We start from the raw sequence: 15,380 nt of genomic DNA, 5'->3' as shown, positions 1-15,380 counted from the left end.
CGTAATGAGAACGCGGAGCACGGTAAACGGCAATGGTCAGGGTGCGCAAACCGACTTACGCTCCTCTGCGACACTCGTCGAGCGAATCGGGAGACAGCGCGGTGACCCCTGCAGAACTGGTCGCGAAAGCCCACGAGCACGTCGACTCGGGTGCGTTCTTCACCGAACTCGCCGAGCTCGTCCGGTATCCGACCGTGAGTGATCATCCGAGCGGCCGCGTTGCCATCAAGGCATACCTGGATGAGGTACTGGCCCCGGCGCTCACCGCGCTCGGCTGTTCCGTGGAGACCTTTCCCAATCCGGATCCCGGTGGAGGACCGTTCCTGCTCGGCACCCGGATCGAGTCGCCAGAGCTGCCGACACTCCTGTGCTACGGCCACGCGGACGTCGTCGACGGGCACGAAGGCCGGTGGAGCGACGGCCGGGACCCGTGGACGCTGACCGCCGACGGCGAGCGCTGGTACGGCCGCGGTTCGGCGGACAACAAGGGGCAGCACCTGATCAACCTGACCGCACTCAGGCTGCTCCTCGCCGAGACGGGTTCGCTCGGGTTCAACCTCAAGTTCCTGTTCGAGACCGGGGAGGAGATCGGCTCGCCGGGGCTGGACGAGTTCGTCTCGGCGCACCGGGAGGCACTGAGCGCAGACGTCCTCATCGCGTCCGATGGCCCGCGCCTGGACGCGGCCACACCGACGCTGTTCCTCGGCGCGCGGGGCAGTGTCCGGATCGCTCTCGATGTCGACCTCCGCCCCGACGCCTACCACTCGGGGAACTGGGGCGGTGTGCTGCGCAATCCCGCCACCACCCTCGCCGGGGCGATCGCCTGTCTCGTCGACGGCCACGGCCGCGTCCAGGTGCCGGAACTCCTGCCACCCGCCCTCCCGGACAGCGTCCGCGCGGCGCTCGCCGAACTCGAAATCGGGAACACACCGGGCGATCCGGCGCTCGACGCGAGCTGGGGCGACACCGGGCTGACCGCGGCGGAGCGGCTGTACGGCTGGAACACCCTCGAAGTCCTCTCGCTCGGCGCCGCGGACATCGACCGGCCGGTCAACGCCATCCCCGGCCGCGCGCGGGCGATGCTGCAACTGCGCTACGTCGCGGGCACCGACGTCGACGGGGTGGGCGAGGCGATCACGAAACACCTTGCCGCACACGGGTTCTCCATGGTCGACGTCAGCGCCGAGGGCAGTTTCCGTGCCAGCCGTACGCCGGTCGACGACCCATGGGTGGGTTGGGCGAAGAGCGTCCTCGACGAGGTTTCCGAGCGGCGCGTGGCGATCCTGCCGAGCTTCGGCGGGGGACTGCCGAACCATGTGTTCACCGATCTCCTCGGCCTCCCGACGCTGTGGCTGCCGCACTCCTACCCCGGATGCCTGCAACACGCGCCCGACGAACACCTGCTCGCGCCCATCGCCCGCGAGGGGATCGCCCTCGCCGCGGCCCTGTTCCACGCGCTCGGGCGGCGCGGCGGGGAGGCGTGATGAGCGAGCAGACGGTGGCGAGGCCGCGTACGCCGTCGTCCACGCGGCGCGCGATCGCCGCCGCGACCATCGGCAACGCGCTCGAATGGTTCGACCTCGGCGTTTACGCGCTCATGGCGGCCTACATCGGTAAGACCTTCTTCCCTGGTGGGAACGCCGCCGTCCAGCTCGTGCAGGCGTACGCGGTCTTCGGCATCACGTTCCTCGTGCGTCCGCTCGGCGGTCTCGTGCTCGGCGCCTACGCCGACCGGTTCGGCCGCAAGAAGGCGCTGGTGCTGACCATCTGGCTGATGGTCGCCGGGACGTTCCTGCTGGCGGTGATGCCGGGCTACGCGACGATCGGTTTCCTCGCCCCGGTCGGCGTGATCGTGGCGCGGCTGATCCAGGGCTTCGCCGCGGGCGGGGAATTCGGGGCGGCCACGTCGTTCCTGATCGAACAGGACGATCGCCGCAAAGGCTTCCTCGGCAGCTTCCAGTTCGCCAGCCAGGGTTTCGCGACACTGATGTCCGCCGGGTTCGCCGCCGGGCTGACCGCTTCGCTCAGCGCCGACGCGATGACGTCCTGGGGCTGGCGGATCCCGTTCGTCTTCGGGCTGCTCGTCGGCCCGGTCGGCTATTACATCCGGCGCCATGTCGACGAACCCGAGGCCACGAAGGAGGAGCAGCCGAAGTCCACGCCGGTCCGGACGCTGTTCCGCTTCCAATGGGGTGGCCTGCTGATCGCCGGGGGTGCGCTGGTCGTCTCGACCTCGTTGAACTTCATCCTTCAGTCGCTGCCGACGTTCGCGATCAAGAACCTCGGCCTGGACGACTCACTGTCGTTCGTCGCCCTGATGATCACCGCCGCCATCCTGACCGTCGTGACGCCGATCGTCGGGCTGCTCACCGACCGGCACGGCCGCATCAGGATCATGATCGCGGCCGCGGCGGTGATCGGGGCCGGCGTGGTGCCGCTGTACCTGTGGGTCACCACGTCGCCGTCGTTCCTGACCCTCACGATCACGATGACGATCCTGGGGCTGCTGAAGGCCACCTACTTCGGCGCGCTTCCGTCCGTGATGGCGGACGTGTTCCCGGCGAACACCAGGGCGACGGGACTCTCGTTCGCCTACAACGCCACCGTCGGGATCTTCGGCGGATTCACGCCGACCATCGCGACCGCGATGATCGCGGCGACCGGATCACCGGTTTCGCCCGGTTACTATCTTTTGGCGACCGCGTCGTTGAGCATTGTCGCGCTGGTCGCGGCGAATCGGCGTCGCGGCATTCGTTGAAGGCAGCGGTTGGGTCCAGAGTGGACGGACGGTCGCCTCGGCGGTACCTCGGTCGGGTAGCGAGGGCGTGTCGCGAAAGCCACTTTCGCGACCTTGCCTCGGTGGCCAGTCCGGGCGGCCTGTGATGAAGCGATGACAGTGCCGTCGGTTCTCGATACGTGGGCATGCCGAAGGGCCCGTCGCCGGTGGGGCGGCGGGCTCTTCGGGTTCAGCGGTGGTTGTGGCGTGGTGTTTGTAGCGGGTCGAGGTATTGGGGTGGGATGAATTCGGGTCGTCCGTTGGTGATCTGGATTTTCCAGCCGGATTGGCCGTGGATGACCATGTGGTGACATCGGCACAACAGGCAGAGATTATTTAGGTCGGTGTCGCCGAGTCTGCCCCACGGCAAAATATGGTGGGCTTCGCAGTGTTTGGGTCGTCGGTGGCATCCCGGAAAGCTGCAGCCGTGGTCGCGGAGATTCAGCGCACGTCGTTGTGCGGGGCTGACGGACCGGTTGGCGCGGCCGATGTCGAGAGGTTCGCTCTCGGTCCCGAGGACCGCGGGAATGATTTTCGCGTCGCACGCCAGCATGCGGGCGTGGCGGGCGGTGATCTGCGAAACCCCGTCCACGCAGGCGGATCCCAGTCCGGAGGTCAAGGTCTCGAGGGGGATGGTGACCACGATGGTGGTGCGGTCCCCGGATAACGTGGGCGCCTTGTCGTTGGTCATGGCGTAGTGGATGGCGTCGAACAACGCGTCGCCGTGACGTTCGCCGGGGGTTCGGGGGTCGCGGTTGCCGTCCTGGTCGACGGGTCTTCGTTGTCCCCAAGTCTCGAACAACGCATTCGCGCGCGCCCCGAATTCGGGGTCGAGGAGGCCGTTGAGCCGCCACCAGCCGTCGTCGCGTTTGTGCAGATGCACCTCGCGTGACGGGGGTTTCAGGTCTTCGTCTTTGGGTTCGTTCCCGTCGGGGTCCAGGTGGGCCAGGAGTTCCGCGCCGACGTTGGCGATCTCTTGGGGGCCGGCGTGGCGGGCGAGGTCCACCAGGATCTGCTCGGCGCCGGATCGGTCGTCGGCCGGGGCGTCGGCGGGGATTTTCTTCAGCACCGCGAGGATGGGGTCGAGTTGCTGGTGCCCGAGGTCGCCGTCGGCCGCGGCGGCTCCGGCGATGGGGGCGAAGGCGGGTGCGGGGGTGCCGTCGAGGTTGCGGCTTTCGTTCACCGCCAGCGCACGCGTCACGGTGTCGCGGGCTTCGTTCGGGGTGATCCGGGCGGTCTCGGCGAACCAGCCCGCCGTGGAGCCGTGCCCGAACAACTCCATCGGGCCGCGGGACTCGATCTCCGCCAGGTACTGCCCGACCTCCGCCAACGCCTGCCGTGCCACCGACAACCGCTCGACCACACCATGCGCGAGCTCCCGCGCACCGGCGCGCCACAACTCCTGCGGCGGTTCGAGGATTCGCTGGCTGGACACCCCGCAAGAATACCATCACTCGAACAAGTGTGCGAATGTGAAAGAGTCTCCAATTCGGATTTGAGTGAGAGCTGAGACGCCGATGGAATCGGATGGCTTGCTATTTCAGTCAGGGGGACGAAAGAGGCATCCGTCCGATGTGGACAGTCTCACAGTTCCCGGAGCAGATACCGTTGCAGCTTACCGCTCGCATTGCGCGGCAACGCCTCGATGAACCGCACACGCCGCGGATACTTGTATGGTGCCGCGGTCGCCTTGGCGTGGTCCTGCAGCGCTCGCACCAGATCCGCGTCCGGCTCGATACCGGGCCGGGGGACGACGAACGCCGTCACGACCGAGCCGCGATCGGGATCAGGCGTGCCGATCACGGCGCATTCGTCCACATCCGGATGGGTGAGCAGGACCTCCTCGACCTCGGGGGCGGCGATGTTGTACCCCGACGAGATGATCATGTCGTCGCTGCGCGCGACGAACCGGAAGTAGCCGTCGGCCTCGCGGACGTAGGTGTCGCCGGTGAAGTTCCAGCCGTCGCGGACGTAGTCGCGCTGTCGCGGGTCTTCGAGGTAGCGGCAACCGGTGGGCCCTCGCACCGCCAGGAAACCGGGAGTGCCGTCGGGAACGGGTGAACCGTCGACGTCGAGAACTGCCGCCTGGTACCCGGGCACGACCTTGCCGGTCGCGCCGGGACGCGCCTCGTCGTCGGCGGCGGAGATGAACACGTGCAGCATCTCGGTGCTGCCGAGTCCGTCGATGAGCGGCCGTCCGACGGTTTCCCGGTACTGCTCGGCCACAGGGGCGGGAAGCGACTCGCCCGCCGAGATGGCCCGGCGTACTCCGGCCAGCAACTGTCCGTCGCCGGCGTTCAGGATCGCGCGGTACGCGGTCGGCGCGGTGAAGAGGACGGTGACGTTCTTCGTGGCGACGATGGTGGCGAGTTCCGCCGGAGTGGCACGTTCGACGAGCAGTGTCGCCGCGCCCGCGCGCAGGGGGAAGACCAGCAGGCCGCCGAGGCCGAAGGTGAAGGCGAGAGGCGGTGTACCGCAGAAGAGGTCGTCGGACGTCGGGCGCACGACGTGCCGGGAGAAGGTGTCGGCGATCGCGAGCAGGTCGCGATGGAAATGCATCGTGGCCTTCGGGGATCCCGTCGTGCCGGAGGTGAAGGCGAGTAGGGCGACGTCGTCGGCCGCGGTCGGGACGTCGGCGAATGTCGCCGGATACCGCTCCGCGCGGGCGGCGAGTTCGGTTCCGTAGGACACCGCTGGGAGATCGGGCGGGAGTTCGTCCAGCAGGCGTTCGTCGCAGATCGCGACCGCGGGTTTCGCGCGGCCGGCGATCTTGTCGAGTTCGGCACGCCGCAGCATCGGCATGGTCGTGACGGCCACCGCGCCCGCCTTGAGTACGGCCAGCCACGCTGTCGCGAGCCAGGGTGCGTTGGTGCCCCGCAAGAGCACGCGGTCGCCGGGGACCACGCCGAATTCGGTGGCCAGGACGTGGGCGACGCGGTTCGCGCGGGCCAGGACTTCGCCGTAGGTCCACGTTTCGGTGGGGGAGAGCAGGCATGGCCTGTCGTGGCCGAGTCGCGCGACGGTGTCGTCGAGCAGCGCGGTCGCGGCGTTCAGCCGGTCCGGGTAGCGGAGTTCCGGCAGATCGAACACGAACTCCGGCCACTGATCGGCGGGCGGCAGCCGATCACGGCAGAACGGGTCGACGTGCGCGCTGGGAGAAAGCCTCATCGTGCCGCTCCTCGGTCCGGCCGTGCCCCCTTCCGCGAAGGTAGCACTTGTTACGACCGTCGAGAAGACGCGATGAAGCTCAGGGGACGAGGTCGGCCACGGCTCGGTGCAAAGTGGCGCGCACGGTCTCGGCGTCGTCGAGGTTTCCGCCGTGGAGCGCACCGTCGCGGAGGAGTACGAGGGTGCGGGCGGCGTGCTCGGGATCGGCGTGACCCGCGTCGCGCGCGAAATCGCGGAGTACGCCGAAGAACCAGTCCCGGTGGTCGTCGATGACCTGGCGCACCTGGTGTCCGGGATCGGGGTACTCGGCCGCGGCGTTGAGGAACTGGCAGCCGCGGAAGTCGTCGTCGAGCGTCCGGTCGCCGACGATACCCAGTGTGGCGAGCAGGGCTTCGCGGGCGGGTTTCCCTTGCGTCACCGCGTCGACACCCGCGCGGATCTGCTCGCTCGTGGTGCTCAGGTAGGCGGCGACGAGGTCGTCCTTGGTCGGGTAGTGGCGGTAGAACGTCGCCCTGGTCACGGCCGCTTCTGAGACCAGGCGCTCCACGCCGACGGCATGGATGCCCTCGGCGTAGAAGAGTCGCGACGCTGTCTCGAGCAGCCGGATCTTCGGGTGGACGTCCCGGTCGACAGTCGGCATCTCGCAACCTTAGAGAAAGAACGGTCATTCCACCAGGTCGCCTTCGTCACGTTGCGGAAGGCCGGCCGGGCGAGCATTGTTCAGGAAGAAAGACCGATCGTTCTCCCTAACTTCGAAGGAGCCACCAATGAGCAAGCCCACCATCGTCCTGGTCCACGGTGCTTTCGCCGACTCGTCCAGCTGGAACGGCGTCGTCCCGAAGCTGCGTGAGCAGGGCTATCGCGTGCTGGCCGCCTCGAACCCGTTGCGTGGCATCGAGTCCGACGCGGACTACGTCGCCGACGTCGTCAACGGCGTGGACGGCCCCGTGGTGCTGGCCGGACACTCCTACGGCGGCGTGGTGATCAGCCGCGCGGCCACCACCGCGCCGAACGTCAAGGTGCTCGTCTACATCGCCGCCTTCCAGCCGGAAGCGGGGGAGAGCGTGTTCGAGCTGTCGGGCCGGTTCGAAGGCGGCAAGCTCGGTCCGGACACGACGAACGTCCTTGCCGCGCAAGGTGAGCTGTCGATCAAGCCCGAGAACTTCTCGGACGTGTTCGCGGCCGACGTTCCCGCGGGGACCGCGGACGTCATGGCGGTCACCCAGCGTCCGGTCACCGAGCGCGCACTCGGCACTCCGTTCGACGGGGAGCCGGCGTGGAAGACCCTGCCGTCGTGGGCACTGATCGCGGAGCAGGACCACGCGATCCCCGCCGCGGCGCAGGCGTTCATGGCCGAGCGTGCCGGTTCGGAGGTCACCAGGGTCGACGCTTCGCACGCTGTCTCGGTCTCGCGGCCTGACGTCGTCGCGGAGGTCCTCCTCGCTGCGGCGGCCAAGGTGGCTTGACAGGGAAACCCTTCCCCGGAGAGACTGCTAAAACGTTTTGGCAGCCTCTCCGGGGAGAAGCACGTGAAGGTCCTGGTGCTCGATTCGAGCCCGCGTCGTGAAGGCAACTCCTGGGCGCTCTCGCAGGCGCTGGCCAAGGGGGCGGAAGAAGCAGGGCACACGGTGGACTTCGTCCGGCTTTCCGATTTCGTCGAATCGCCGCTCGGGGACTGTCGCGACTGCCGGCTGAGCGACCGGTCCTGCGGCATCGGCGACGGCTACGAGCGCCTGCTGTTCGACCACGTGCTCCCGGCGGACGCGATCGTCTACGCGACACCGCTGCACTGGTACGGCATGACCGGACGGCTCAAATCCTTCTTCGACCGGCTGTTCTGTTACACCTCCGGCGGTTCGCCGCATACCGCGGAGGTCGTGCCGGGGTTGATGCACAAACGCGCCGCGGTACTGATCTCGTGCGAGGAGAGCTATCGCGGCGCGACACTCGGTCTCGAGGCCCAGTTCCAGGAGCTCACCCGATACCTGCGTCAGGACCTCGCCGGGATCGTGGTCGGTGTCGGCAACAGCCGGGGCGAGGTGGAGTGCGATCCCGCGCGGCCGCTGGAGGCCGCGGCGGACCTCGGCCGTAGGCTGGGCGACGCCCACGTCACCGACTATCGGCTGGACACCGACCGGCCGAACCGCGTTTGGGGACCGCCCGTGGAGGCTTGAGTGTCGCCGACCATCCGTGACGTCGCCGCCGCCGCGGGGGTTTCGATCACCACCGTTTCCCATGTGCTCAGCGGACAAGGCCGGATCTCCGAGGAGACCCGGCAGCGCGTCGCGAGGGCGGCGGCCGAACTCGGATACCAGGCCAGCGTGCACGCGCAGCAGCTGGTCACCCGGCGCAGCCGCACCTTGGCGATCCAGCTCGCGAACTCGGTCGACGCGAGCAGTGCCTGCGCGCTCGTGCCCAACTCGGACTACTTCCTCGAAGTCCTCAACGGCGCGGCCGAAGCGGCGTCGAAACGTTCGTACGCCCTGCTCCTGACCCCGCTGGACGCCGACCTCGACCGGTTGAACGCCTTCTCCGTGGACGGCGCGATCCTCGTGGATCCCCGTGGGGACGAGCCTTTCTTCGCGTCCGGCTGGTGCCAGGACCGGCCGCTGGTGACCGTCGGACGTCCGATGGCGGCGCCGGGCCCGGTACCGGTCGTCGTCGACAACGACCTGGTCGCGGCCGCCGGGCTGATGCTGGACCACTTGGCGGACAACGGTTACGAACGGCCGTCGATGATCACCACCGACACCGCCCGCTCCTACGCGGCCGATCTGGTCGCGGGGTACACCGGCTGGATGGAAGGCCGGGGGCTGGAGCCGGTGGTGGTCGAGATCGACGAGCCGCCGACCACCGAAGGCACGGCGGAGGCCTTGGGCAGGCTGCTGGACCGGCGGGTGTGCCCGGACGCCGTCTTCACGACATCGGAGAACCTCGCCCTCGGCGTCCTCCACGACGCCCGCCGCCGGCGGCTCGCGGTGCCCGGCACGCTCGGGATCTGCAGTGCGGTGGACAGCGGTTCGCTCCGGCTCGTTTCGCCGCGGGTGACCGGGATGTTCGTACATCCGCGCGAGGTGGGCGGCCGGGCGGCCACGGCGTTGATGGACCTCGTAGAGGGTGCTGACGGTGGGCCGCACCGGATCGAAGTCCCCGTGCGGCTGAACGCGCGGGAATCCACCACCCGCTAGCATGCATTTAGGGGTCCTAACAGATTGAGTGGGCTTTGAGTCTGCGCCAGCAGATGATGGCGCAGCCGAGGGTGAGGAAGGCTTCGTGGCTGTCGTCACGGATCTCCCATCGGATGCGTAGCCGCCGGAACCAGTGCAGCAGGGCGAAGGCGCCCTCGACGACCCAGCGGTGAACGCCGAGGCCGGAGCCGTGTTCCTGGCCTCGGCGGGCGATGAGAGGCGTGATTCCGGCGGCGCGGACAAGCGTGCGGTACTTGTCGTGGTCGTAGGCGCGGTCGGCGTAGAGCCGTTGTGGCCGTCGCCGCGGGGGCCCGGGCCGGCCTCGCACTGGCGGGATCGCGTGGATCAGCGGCATCAGCTGGGTGACGTCGTGCCGGTTCCCGCCGGTCAGGGTGGCTGCGAGCGGGATGCCGGTACCATCGGTGATGACGTGGTGTTTCGACCCGGTACGGGCTCGATCTACCGGGCTGGGGCCGGTTTTCGGCCCCCTTTTAACGCCCGCACATGCGATCCGTCGACCGACGCACGTGACCAATCCAGCTGATTCGCCGCGTGCAGCTCCGCCAACAGCAGCTCGTGCAGCTGCTGCCACACCCCGGCCTCGGTCCAGTCCCGCAGCCGGCGCCAGCAGGTCATGCCTGAGCCATACCCCAGCTCTTGCGGCAGGAACTCCCACGGGATCGCCGTGTAGAGCACGAACATGATCCCGCACAACGCCTTACGGTCGTCCAGCCGCTTACGTCCCGGATGCCGAAACCGACGCTCCACCCGCGGCAACAACGGCTCAATCCGCTCCCACAGACCGTCATCGACCTCCCACGGACGCCGCTGCCCCACCAGCCCACCCCTCACAGACAATCACCGAGACACGACATCAAACCACACCCCGCGATCATTCTGTTACGACCCCTTAGTCCTCTGAATGCGGTCCTTGCACGTGCAACTACCGCATTCAGAGGACTAAATGCATGCTCAGGAGCTGCGGCACACCGCGACCGGCGCGGCTCCGCCGTCGTCCTCGGTGGTCGCGATGAACCCGAAGGTGGTCGTCCCGCCAACGGGCAGGACCGCGTTCCAGTCCAGTTCGGACACTCGCACGCGGTCGCCGTCCTGCGTCAGGGAACCGTTCCACAGGTTGGCGATCCGGGTGCCGGGCGGCAGCGTCCAGCTGACCTCCCAGCCGGTGAGCCGGGTGTCCTGGGCGTTCCGGACGGACACGCGGATCTCGGATCCGCCGGGCCAGCGGTTGGCGACCTCGTACCGCGCCTCGCACACCGGTTTCGCAGCCGAAGGCGTCGGCACCGCCACTGGAGCGGCGGCATCGGGAGGGTCGCCGTCGGACAGCAGGATCCCCGCAAGGACACCACCCGCCACGACCACGCCGCCCGCGATGGCGAACGGCAACCGCGGACGACGGGTGGGGGCGGGAAGCCGTTTGGTACCGGACAGGATCGCCGGGCGACCGTCGGCGACGGCGGCGAGCATCCGCTCCGCCTCGGCCATGTCCGGCCGCTCCAGCGGATCACGCCGGAGCAGCCGCAGCAGGACGTCGGTGAGCGGGCCGGTGGACCTCGGCGCGATGATCTCGCCGCGGGCGACCCGTTTGAGAAGCGCGATCTGGTTGCCGTCGGTGCCGAACGGCGGCGCGCCTTCCAACACGGTGTAGAGCGTGGAGCCGAGCGAAAACACGTCCGACGGGTAGCCGGGTTCCTCACCGTCGGCGACCTCGGGGGAGAGGTACGCCGGGGTACCGACGACGAGACCGTCACCGGTCATCGTCCCTTCGCCCGTGACGTGGGACAGGCCGAAGTCCGCGATCTTCGCTCGGCCGTCCTCGGTGATCAGGATGTTGTTGGGCGTGACGTCCCGGTGCAGGATGCCGTCCTCGTGGGCGGCGGCCAGCGCGGAGGCGATCTGCGCGCCGATTTCCGCGACGCGGCCCGCGGGGAGCGGACCGTCGTCCGCGAGGAGTTCCGTCAGCGGCCGCGACGGCAGGAATTCCATGACCAGGTACGGGGTTCCGTCCTCTTCCACGACGTCGTGGACGGTGACGGCGTGCGGATGCTTGAGCCGCGCGGCCACCCGGGCCTCCCGCATCGCGCGCACGATCGACCGGAACGGCGCGTCGCCCGGTGAACCGTCCGGCAGGAGCTGTTTGACCGCGACCGTGCGGTCGAGCCGCTCGTCACGCGCCTGCCACACCACGCCCATCGCGCCCCGGCCGACCTGGTGCTCCAGCCGGTAACGACCGGCGATGATGGCGTTCCGGTTCACGACGCAACTGTATCGGCTAGGAGAGCGTGGCCTCCTCGACCGGCGCTCCGGCGGCCGCGAGCCAGGCTTCGGCGAGCAGCCGGTGACCCAGCGGGCTGGGGTGGACGCCGTCCGGGGCCAGCGTCGCCGCCCCGTGCTCGGCCGCCGCGCGCGGCATGAACAGATCCGCGCGCACCAGTCGCGCGCCGAACTCGGTCGCCACGCCGATCGCCGCTTCGATGCGCGGCGCCAGATCTCCGAGCCACTCCTGCTGCCCCGGCTCCACCGGCAACAGGAACGGTGTGATCACGTACAACTCGGCCGGGAGGTGCTCCCGCGCACCGGCCAGCAGCCGGGAGTAGGCGGCGCGGAACTTCCCGATCGGGCTCGACAGGCCGCGATCGAAGGTCCGCCAAGTGTCGTTGATGCCGATCTTCACCGTCAGTACCGTGGGGCGCGCCGCGAGGACGTCGGTGGCCCACCGGGCTTCCAGGTCGTAGATCCGGTTTCCGTTGATCCCCCGGTTGACCACTTCCGGCCCGTCGCCGAGGAGATCCGCGATCTGCCGGACGTAACCCTTGCCCAGCGACGCGGGATCGGCGCGATCGCGGCTGGAGTCGGTGATGGAGTCGCCGGCGAAGAGCAGCCTGTCGGCTTCGGTGAACCTCACACGCCCGCCTCGATCAGCTTCCGCAGCGAGTCTGCCTCGCCGGGGATCAGGTCCGGATCGTTGTCCGGGACGAACTCCAGCAACGCGTCGAGCGGCCGCCCGGTCTCGGCGAGCAGGCCGAACGCCCGTGTCCACAGGTCCGCCCGGAAGGTCAGCGGACGCCGCTCGTTGCTGGGCCACCACGAGAAGACGTGCACCGCGCGCACCCGGTCGAGGACCAGTTCCAGCCCCGCCAGCGCCTGCTCGTCCGGCAGGTCCTGCGGCGGCTGCCAGTAGGTGCCGAGATTGTCGCGGCCGACCTCTTCGAGCAGCCGGACGGTCGATTCCGCGGTGTCGGTCAGCGTCCCGCCGTGGAACTCCAGCGCGACCTCCAGGCCGTGCTCGTTCGCGACGTCGGCGGCCTCGCGGAGACCGGTGACGACCTGCTCGCGTTCGTCGGGGTCGACGTCCGCGGAGCCCGCTTTGCCCGCCCACACCCGGATCCGCGAGGCACCGAGCCGGACCGCGGTGGCGGCGATCTCGCCGAACTTCCCGGCCTCGACCGGGGTGGCGCGGAAGTAGGAACCGTAGGAGTCGCACGTCAGCCCGTGCCGTGCCATGGCCTCGAACGCCCGCTCGGCCGCCCAGTCGTCACCGGGGCGCACATGGACGTCGGCGCCCCACTCGATCACCTGCAGGCCCGCCTTCGCGGCGCGGCGGGCGACTTCGTCGGCGTCCAGCCGCCGCAGCGTCACCGAACACAGTCCCGGGCGGATCATTTTCCCTCCAACGGTCGGGTACTTTCGCGCAGCACGACCTCCCCGGTGATCGGCTTGACCCGGGGGACGGCCGCGCGGGCGTCGAGGATGAAGTCGAGCGCCTGTTCGCCCATGCGCTCGATCGGCACGCGCACAGTCGACAGCGAAGGCCTGATGTCCCGCAACGTAATAATGTCGTCGAAGCCCGCGATCGCGATCTGCGCGGGGACCTGCACCCCGTGGTCGCGGCAGGCGGCCATCGCGCCGACGGCCATCACGTCGTTGACCGCGAAAACGCAGCCGCGGAAGCCGCTCTCGATCGCCCGCACCATCGCCGCGTAGCCGCCGTCGCGGGTGAATTCCGCACGCAGCACCTGGTTCTCGGGCAGCGGGACACCGTGCCGGACGAGTCCGTCACGGAAGCCGAGGACACGATCCCGCGACGTCAGCAGGCCGGGCGGCCCGGCGAGCACGAGGAAATCCCGATGCCCGAGCGCGGCGAGGTTCTCCGCCAGATCCGCCGCTCCGGCCCGGTTCTCCAGCATGACGGTGTCGAACGGCAGTTTCCGCTGTCCGATCACCACGACCTGACCGTGGGCCGCCTCGAACGCCTTGAGTTCCTTGGTCAGGTTCCGTTGCAGGGCACTGTCTTCGTTACGCGAACCGGCGAGGATGACCGCTCGCGCCCGTTGCCCCCGCAACGTGGTGACGTACTCGAGTTCCTTCTCCGGATGGTTCTCGGTGCTCGCGATGGTGACCGTCAGCCCGTGCCGGGCCGCCACGCGCATCACGCCGGACGCGATCGAGGAGAAGTACGGGTCGACGATGTCGTGCACCAGCAGCCCGACGACGTTGCCGCGGCCACGGGCCATCGCCTGCGCGGGGACGTTCGCCGTGTACTGGAGCCGTTCCGCGGCCCGCAGCACCGATTCGCGCAGCGTCACGCTGACCTGTCTCGTCCCGCCGTTGAGCGCCCTCGACGCCGTCGCGAGCGACACTCCGGCCTCGCGGGCGACGTCGGCCAGGGTGGCCGACCCCGCGGCGCGCTGCGCCATGGTTCCTCCTCGGTGGTGCGGTGGGCTCACGCCGGTGTGGGCTGACACCGGCGTGAGCCCGGCTCTGATGGAGACCGCCTGGCTACGGAGCCCCGGGGCCGACGTCCGCGGTGGTGAGCGGCCGGTTGGCGATGGCGGCCGTCGAGTACTCGTCGGCGCCGACGTCACGCAGGCTGCCGCGAGCCTGACCGTCGATGTCCAGCGTGACCGGTGCGGTCGACAAGGTCGCGGCGTCGATCGCCGGGCTGCCCGCGGCGAGCCGCGAGACCCCGTCGGTGCCCTGCACGAGCTTCGGGTCGACCCGGCGGAAGGTGCCCGCCGGGATGTTCCCGTTCCCGCCCGAACCCCACAGGATGTTGCCCGACCAGGTGAAGTCGCCCGTGGTGCTCATCTCGACCAGATCTTCGTTGCCGCCGACGAAGATGTTGTCGGAGATCGTGCAGTCGCGCGGTTCGATCGTCCGTTTGGTCTCGCCGGAGAGCGTGCCGTTGTTGTTCAGCAGCGTGTTGTGCGCGATGAGCACGCGGTCCGCCGCGTCGTTGCCGCGCCGCGATTCCTTCGACTCACCCGGGAAGTGGTCCCGGACGGAGCCGCTGCCGACGACCAGCGCGTTGCCGGACAGCCCGGCGACGTAGTTGTTGACGATCTTGTGGTCGTTGCCGTAGATCCGGATGCCCTCCTTGCCGCCGAGGATGAAGTTCGATTCGACGACGGTCTTGTTCCCGTGGCGCAGCACGATGCCGCCCAGGCTGTTCCGGATGGTGTTGTTGCGGACGAAGTTGCCCGACGACTTGATCGAGATCGCTTCCGGGTCGCCGTTCGCGCGTTCGAACAGGTTGTACTCCACCGTGGCGCCGGCGGTGCTCAGCGCGCGCGGGCTGACGCCGAGCCGGATCGGCTCGCCGCCGTTGTCGCCGGCGAAGGTGTGGTCGGAGAAGTGGTTCCGCACGATGTGGACGCCCACCGCCATCTTGTCGTCGTCCGCGCCCTCGACGCAGAGCATGACGCCGAGCGTCGTCTTGTGGTGGAAGTGGTTGCGGTCGATCTTGCTGTAATCGGCGCGGACCATCACCCAGTGCAGGCCCGAGATGTCGGCGAACTGGAGATCGTTGCGGGTCAGGCGGATCCGGGAACAGTTCGCCGGGATCTCCAGCGTGGTGCTCTGCCGGAACTTGAACCCGCTGATCGTGACGCCGGTGGAGTCGTCGAAGACGAAGCTCTGCTCGCCGTCGAGGGTCACCCCGCCTCGGGACTGGGCGACGATGGTGATCGGCTGATCCTTCGTGCCGCGCCTGCCCTTGACCCTGATCGGCTTGCCCGTCGGCACGGTGTACGTGCCGTTGTTCACGGTGATGACCGTGCCGGGACCCGCCGAGTTGATCGCGTTCTGCAGTTCGGTGAGCGAATCGACGCTCAGGGCGCACAGCCCCTTGGGTTTGGCCGATGCCGTGCCCGCGGTGACCCAGGGGACGGTGATCAGCGCGGCGCCGAGGGTGGCGCCGCTGAGGAACCTTCTGCGATCCATGATGCCTC

The 15,380-nt window shown here is 68.9% G+C and carries 14 protein-coding genes; 5 read left to right on the top strand and 9 right to left on the bottom strand.

The window, feature by feature from the left end; genetic code table 11:
* The first annotated feature begins 101 nt into the window (after positions 1-101).
* On the top strand, positions 102-1,484 hold the full coding sequence (locus ACZ3HL_RS12215; RefSeq protein ID WP_465530635.1) for a M20 family metallopeptidase: 1,383 nt from the start codon (positions 102-104) through the stop codon (positions 1,482-1,484).
* Positions 1,484-2,758, top strand: coding sequence for an MFS transporter (locus ACZ3HL_RS12210; protein WP_465420516.1), 1,275 nt, complete (start codon positions 1,484-1,486; stop codon positions 2,756-2,758). Before ACZ3HL_RS12215 ends, ACZ3HL_RS12210 begins: the two co-directional genes overlap by 1 nt.
* Positions 2,759-2,966: 208 nt before the next feature.
* Here ACZ3HL_RS12210 and ACZ3HL_RS12205 read toward each other — a convergent pair whose 3' ends face one another.
* From ACZ3HL_RS12205 to ACZ3HL_RS12195, 3 genes are all read right to left on the bottom strand, one after another.
* Positions 2,967-4,211: an HNH endonuclease signature motif containing protein gene (locus ACZ3HL_RS12205; RefSeq protein ID WP_465530633.1), complete on the bottom strand. Its 1,245-nt coding sequence runs from the start codon at positions 4,209-4,211 to the stop codon at positions 2,967-2,969.
* Between the two features lie 149 nt (positions 4,212-4,360).
* Positions 4,361-5,944 (bottom strand): AMP-binding protein, encoded by a 1,584-nt coding sequence (locus ACZ3HL_RS12200; RefSeq protein WP_465530631.1) that lies wholly within the window; start codon positions 5,942-5,944, stop codon positions 4,361-4,363.
* Between the two features lie 79 nt (positions 5,945-6,023).
* The gene (locus ACZ3HL_RS12195; protein ID WP_465530629.1) at positions 6,024-6,584 is read right to left on the bottom strand and encodes a TetR/AcrR family transcriptional regulator; all 561 of its coding nucleotides are present in this window, start codon (positions 6,582-6,584) and stop codon (positions 6,024-6,026) included.
* A gap of 127 nt (positions 6,585-6,711) precedes the next feature.
* On the opposite strand from ACZ3HL_RS12195, the gene ACZ3HL_RS12190 reads away from it, so the two are divergent.
* The 3 genes from ACZ3HL_RS12190 to ACZ3HL_RS12180 all read left to right on the top strand — a co-directional run bounded on the left by ACZ3HL_RS12190 (position 6,712) and on the right by ACZ3HL_RS12180 (position 9,132).
* On the top strand, positions 6,712-7,410 hold the full coding sequence (locus tag ACZ3HL_RS12190; RefSeq protein ID WP_465530627.1) for an alpha/beta fold hydrolase: 699 nt from the start codon (positions 6,712-6,714) through the stop codon (positions 7,408-7,410).
* 63 nt (positions 7,411-7,473) lie between these two features.
* Entirely contained in the window at positions 7,474-8,118 is a 645-nt protein-coding gene (locus ACZ3HL_RS12185) for a flavodoxin family protein (RefSeq protein ID WP_465420507.1), read from the top strand.
* Positions 8,119-9,132: a LacI family DNA-binding transcriptional regulator gene (locus tag ACZ3HL_RS12180; protein ID WP_465530625.1), complete on the top strand. Its 1,014-nt coding sequence runs from the start codon at positions 8,119-8,121 to the stop codon at positions 9,130-9,132.
* Between the two features lie 16 nt (positions 9,133-9,148).
* Here the strand turns inward: ACZ3HL_RS12180 and ACZ3HL_RS12175 are convergent.
* From ACZ3HL_RS12175 to ACZ3HL_RS12150, 6 genes are all read right to left on the bottom strand, one after another.
* Positions 9,149-9,969, bottom strand: a protein-coding gene (locus ACZ3HL_RS12175) for an IS5 family transposase (RefSeq protein ID WP_465530623.1) whose coding sequence is annotated in 2 segments (ribosomal slippage) — positions 9,149-9,615 and positions 9,615-9,969 — 822 coding nt in all. Because the reading frame shifts where the segments join, the coding sequence is not laid out codon by codon here.
* Between the two features lie 135 nt (positions 9,970-10,104).
* The gene (locus tag ACZ3HL_RS12170; protein ID WP_465530621.1) at positions 10,105-11,406 is read right to left on the bottom strand and encodes a serine/threonine-protein kinase; all 1,302 of its coding nucleotides are present in this window, start codon (positions 11,404-11,406) and stop codon (positions 10,105-10,107) included.
* Positions 11,407-11,422: 16 nt separating this feature from the next.
* Complete coding sequence (locus ACZ3HL_RS12165) at positions 11,423-12,055, bottom strand: SGNH/GDSL hydrolase family protein (RefSeq protein WP_465530619.1); 633 nt, start codon at positions 12,053-12,055, stop codon at positions 11,423-11,425.
* Positions 12,052-12,813: a sugar phosphate isomerase/epimerase family protein gene (locus ACZ3HL_RS12160; RefSeq protein WP_465530617.1), complete on the bottom strand. Its 762-nt coding sequence runs from the start codon at positions 12,811-12,813 to the stop codon at positions 12,052-12,054. The genes ACZ3HL_RS12165 and ACZ3HL_RS12160 overlap by 4 nt, the downstream gene beginning before the upstream one ends.
* Positions 12,810-13,847, bottom strand: a complete 1,038-nt coding sequence (locus tag ACZ3HL_RS12155) for a LacI family DNA-binding transcriptional regulator (RefSeq protein ID WP_465530615.1) — start codon at positions 13,845-13,847, stop codon at positions 12,810-12,812. The genes ACZ3HL_RS12160 and ACZ3HL_RS12155 overlap by 4 nt, the downstream gene beginning before the upstream one ends.
* Positions 13,848-13,929: 82 nt before the next feature.
* The gene (locus tag ACZ3HL_RS12150) at positions 13,930-15,372 is read right to left on the bottom strand and encodes a chondroitinase-B domain-containing protein (protein WP_465530613.1); all 1,443 of its coding nucleotides are present in this window, start codon (positions 15,370-15,372) and stop codon (positions 13,930-13,932) included.
* Positions 15,373-15,380 lie beyond the last annotated feature (8 nt).

Source organism: Amycolatopsis sp. NPDC000009 (assembly GCF_055563465.1).
This window is presented reverse-complemented; position numbering and strand designations above follow the sequence as displayed.

Bases quoted from the DNA above. Each gene is read 5' to 3' on its own strand.
- ACZ3HL_RS12210 (WP_465420516.1), top strand. From the start codon at position 1,484: ATGAGCGAGCAGACGGTGGCGAGGCCGCGTACGCCGTCGTCCACGCGG.
- ACZ3HL_RS12200 (WP_465530631.1), bottom strand. From the start codon at position 5,944: ATGAGGCTTTCTCCCAGCGCGCACGTCGACCCGTTCTGCCGTGATCGG.
- ACZ3HL_RS12195 (WP_465530629.1), bottom strand. From the start codon at position 6,584: ATGCCGACTGTCGACCGGGACGTCCACCCGAAGATCCGGCTGCTCGAG.
- ACZ3HL_RS12190 (WP_465530627.1), top strand. From the start codon at position 6,712: ATGAGCAAGCCCACCATCGTCCTGGTCCACGGTGCTTTCGCCGACTCG.
- ACZ3HL_RS12160 (WP_465530617.1), bottom strand. From the start codon at position 12,813: ATGATCCGCCCGGGACTGTGTTCGGTGACGCTGCGGCGGCTGGACGCC.
- ACZ3HL_RS12155 (WP_465530615.1), bottom strand. From the start codon at position 13,847: ATGGCGCAGCGCGCCGCGGGGTCGGCCACCCTGGCCGACGTCGCCCGC.
- ACZ3HL_RS12150 (WP_465530613.1), bottom strand. From the start codon at position 15,372: ATGGATCGCAGAAGGTTCCTCAGCGGCGCCACCCTCGGCGCCGCGCTG.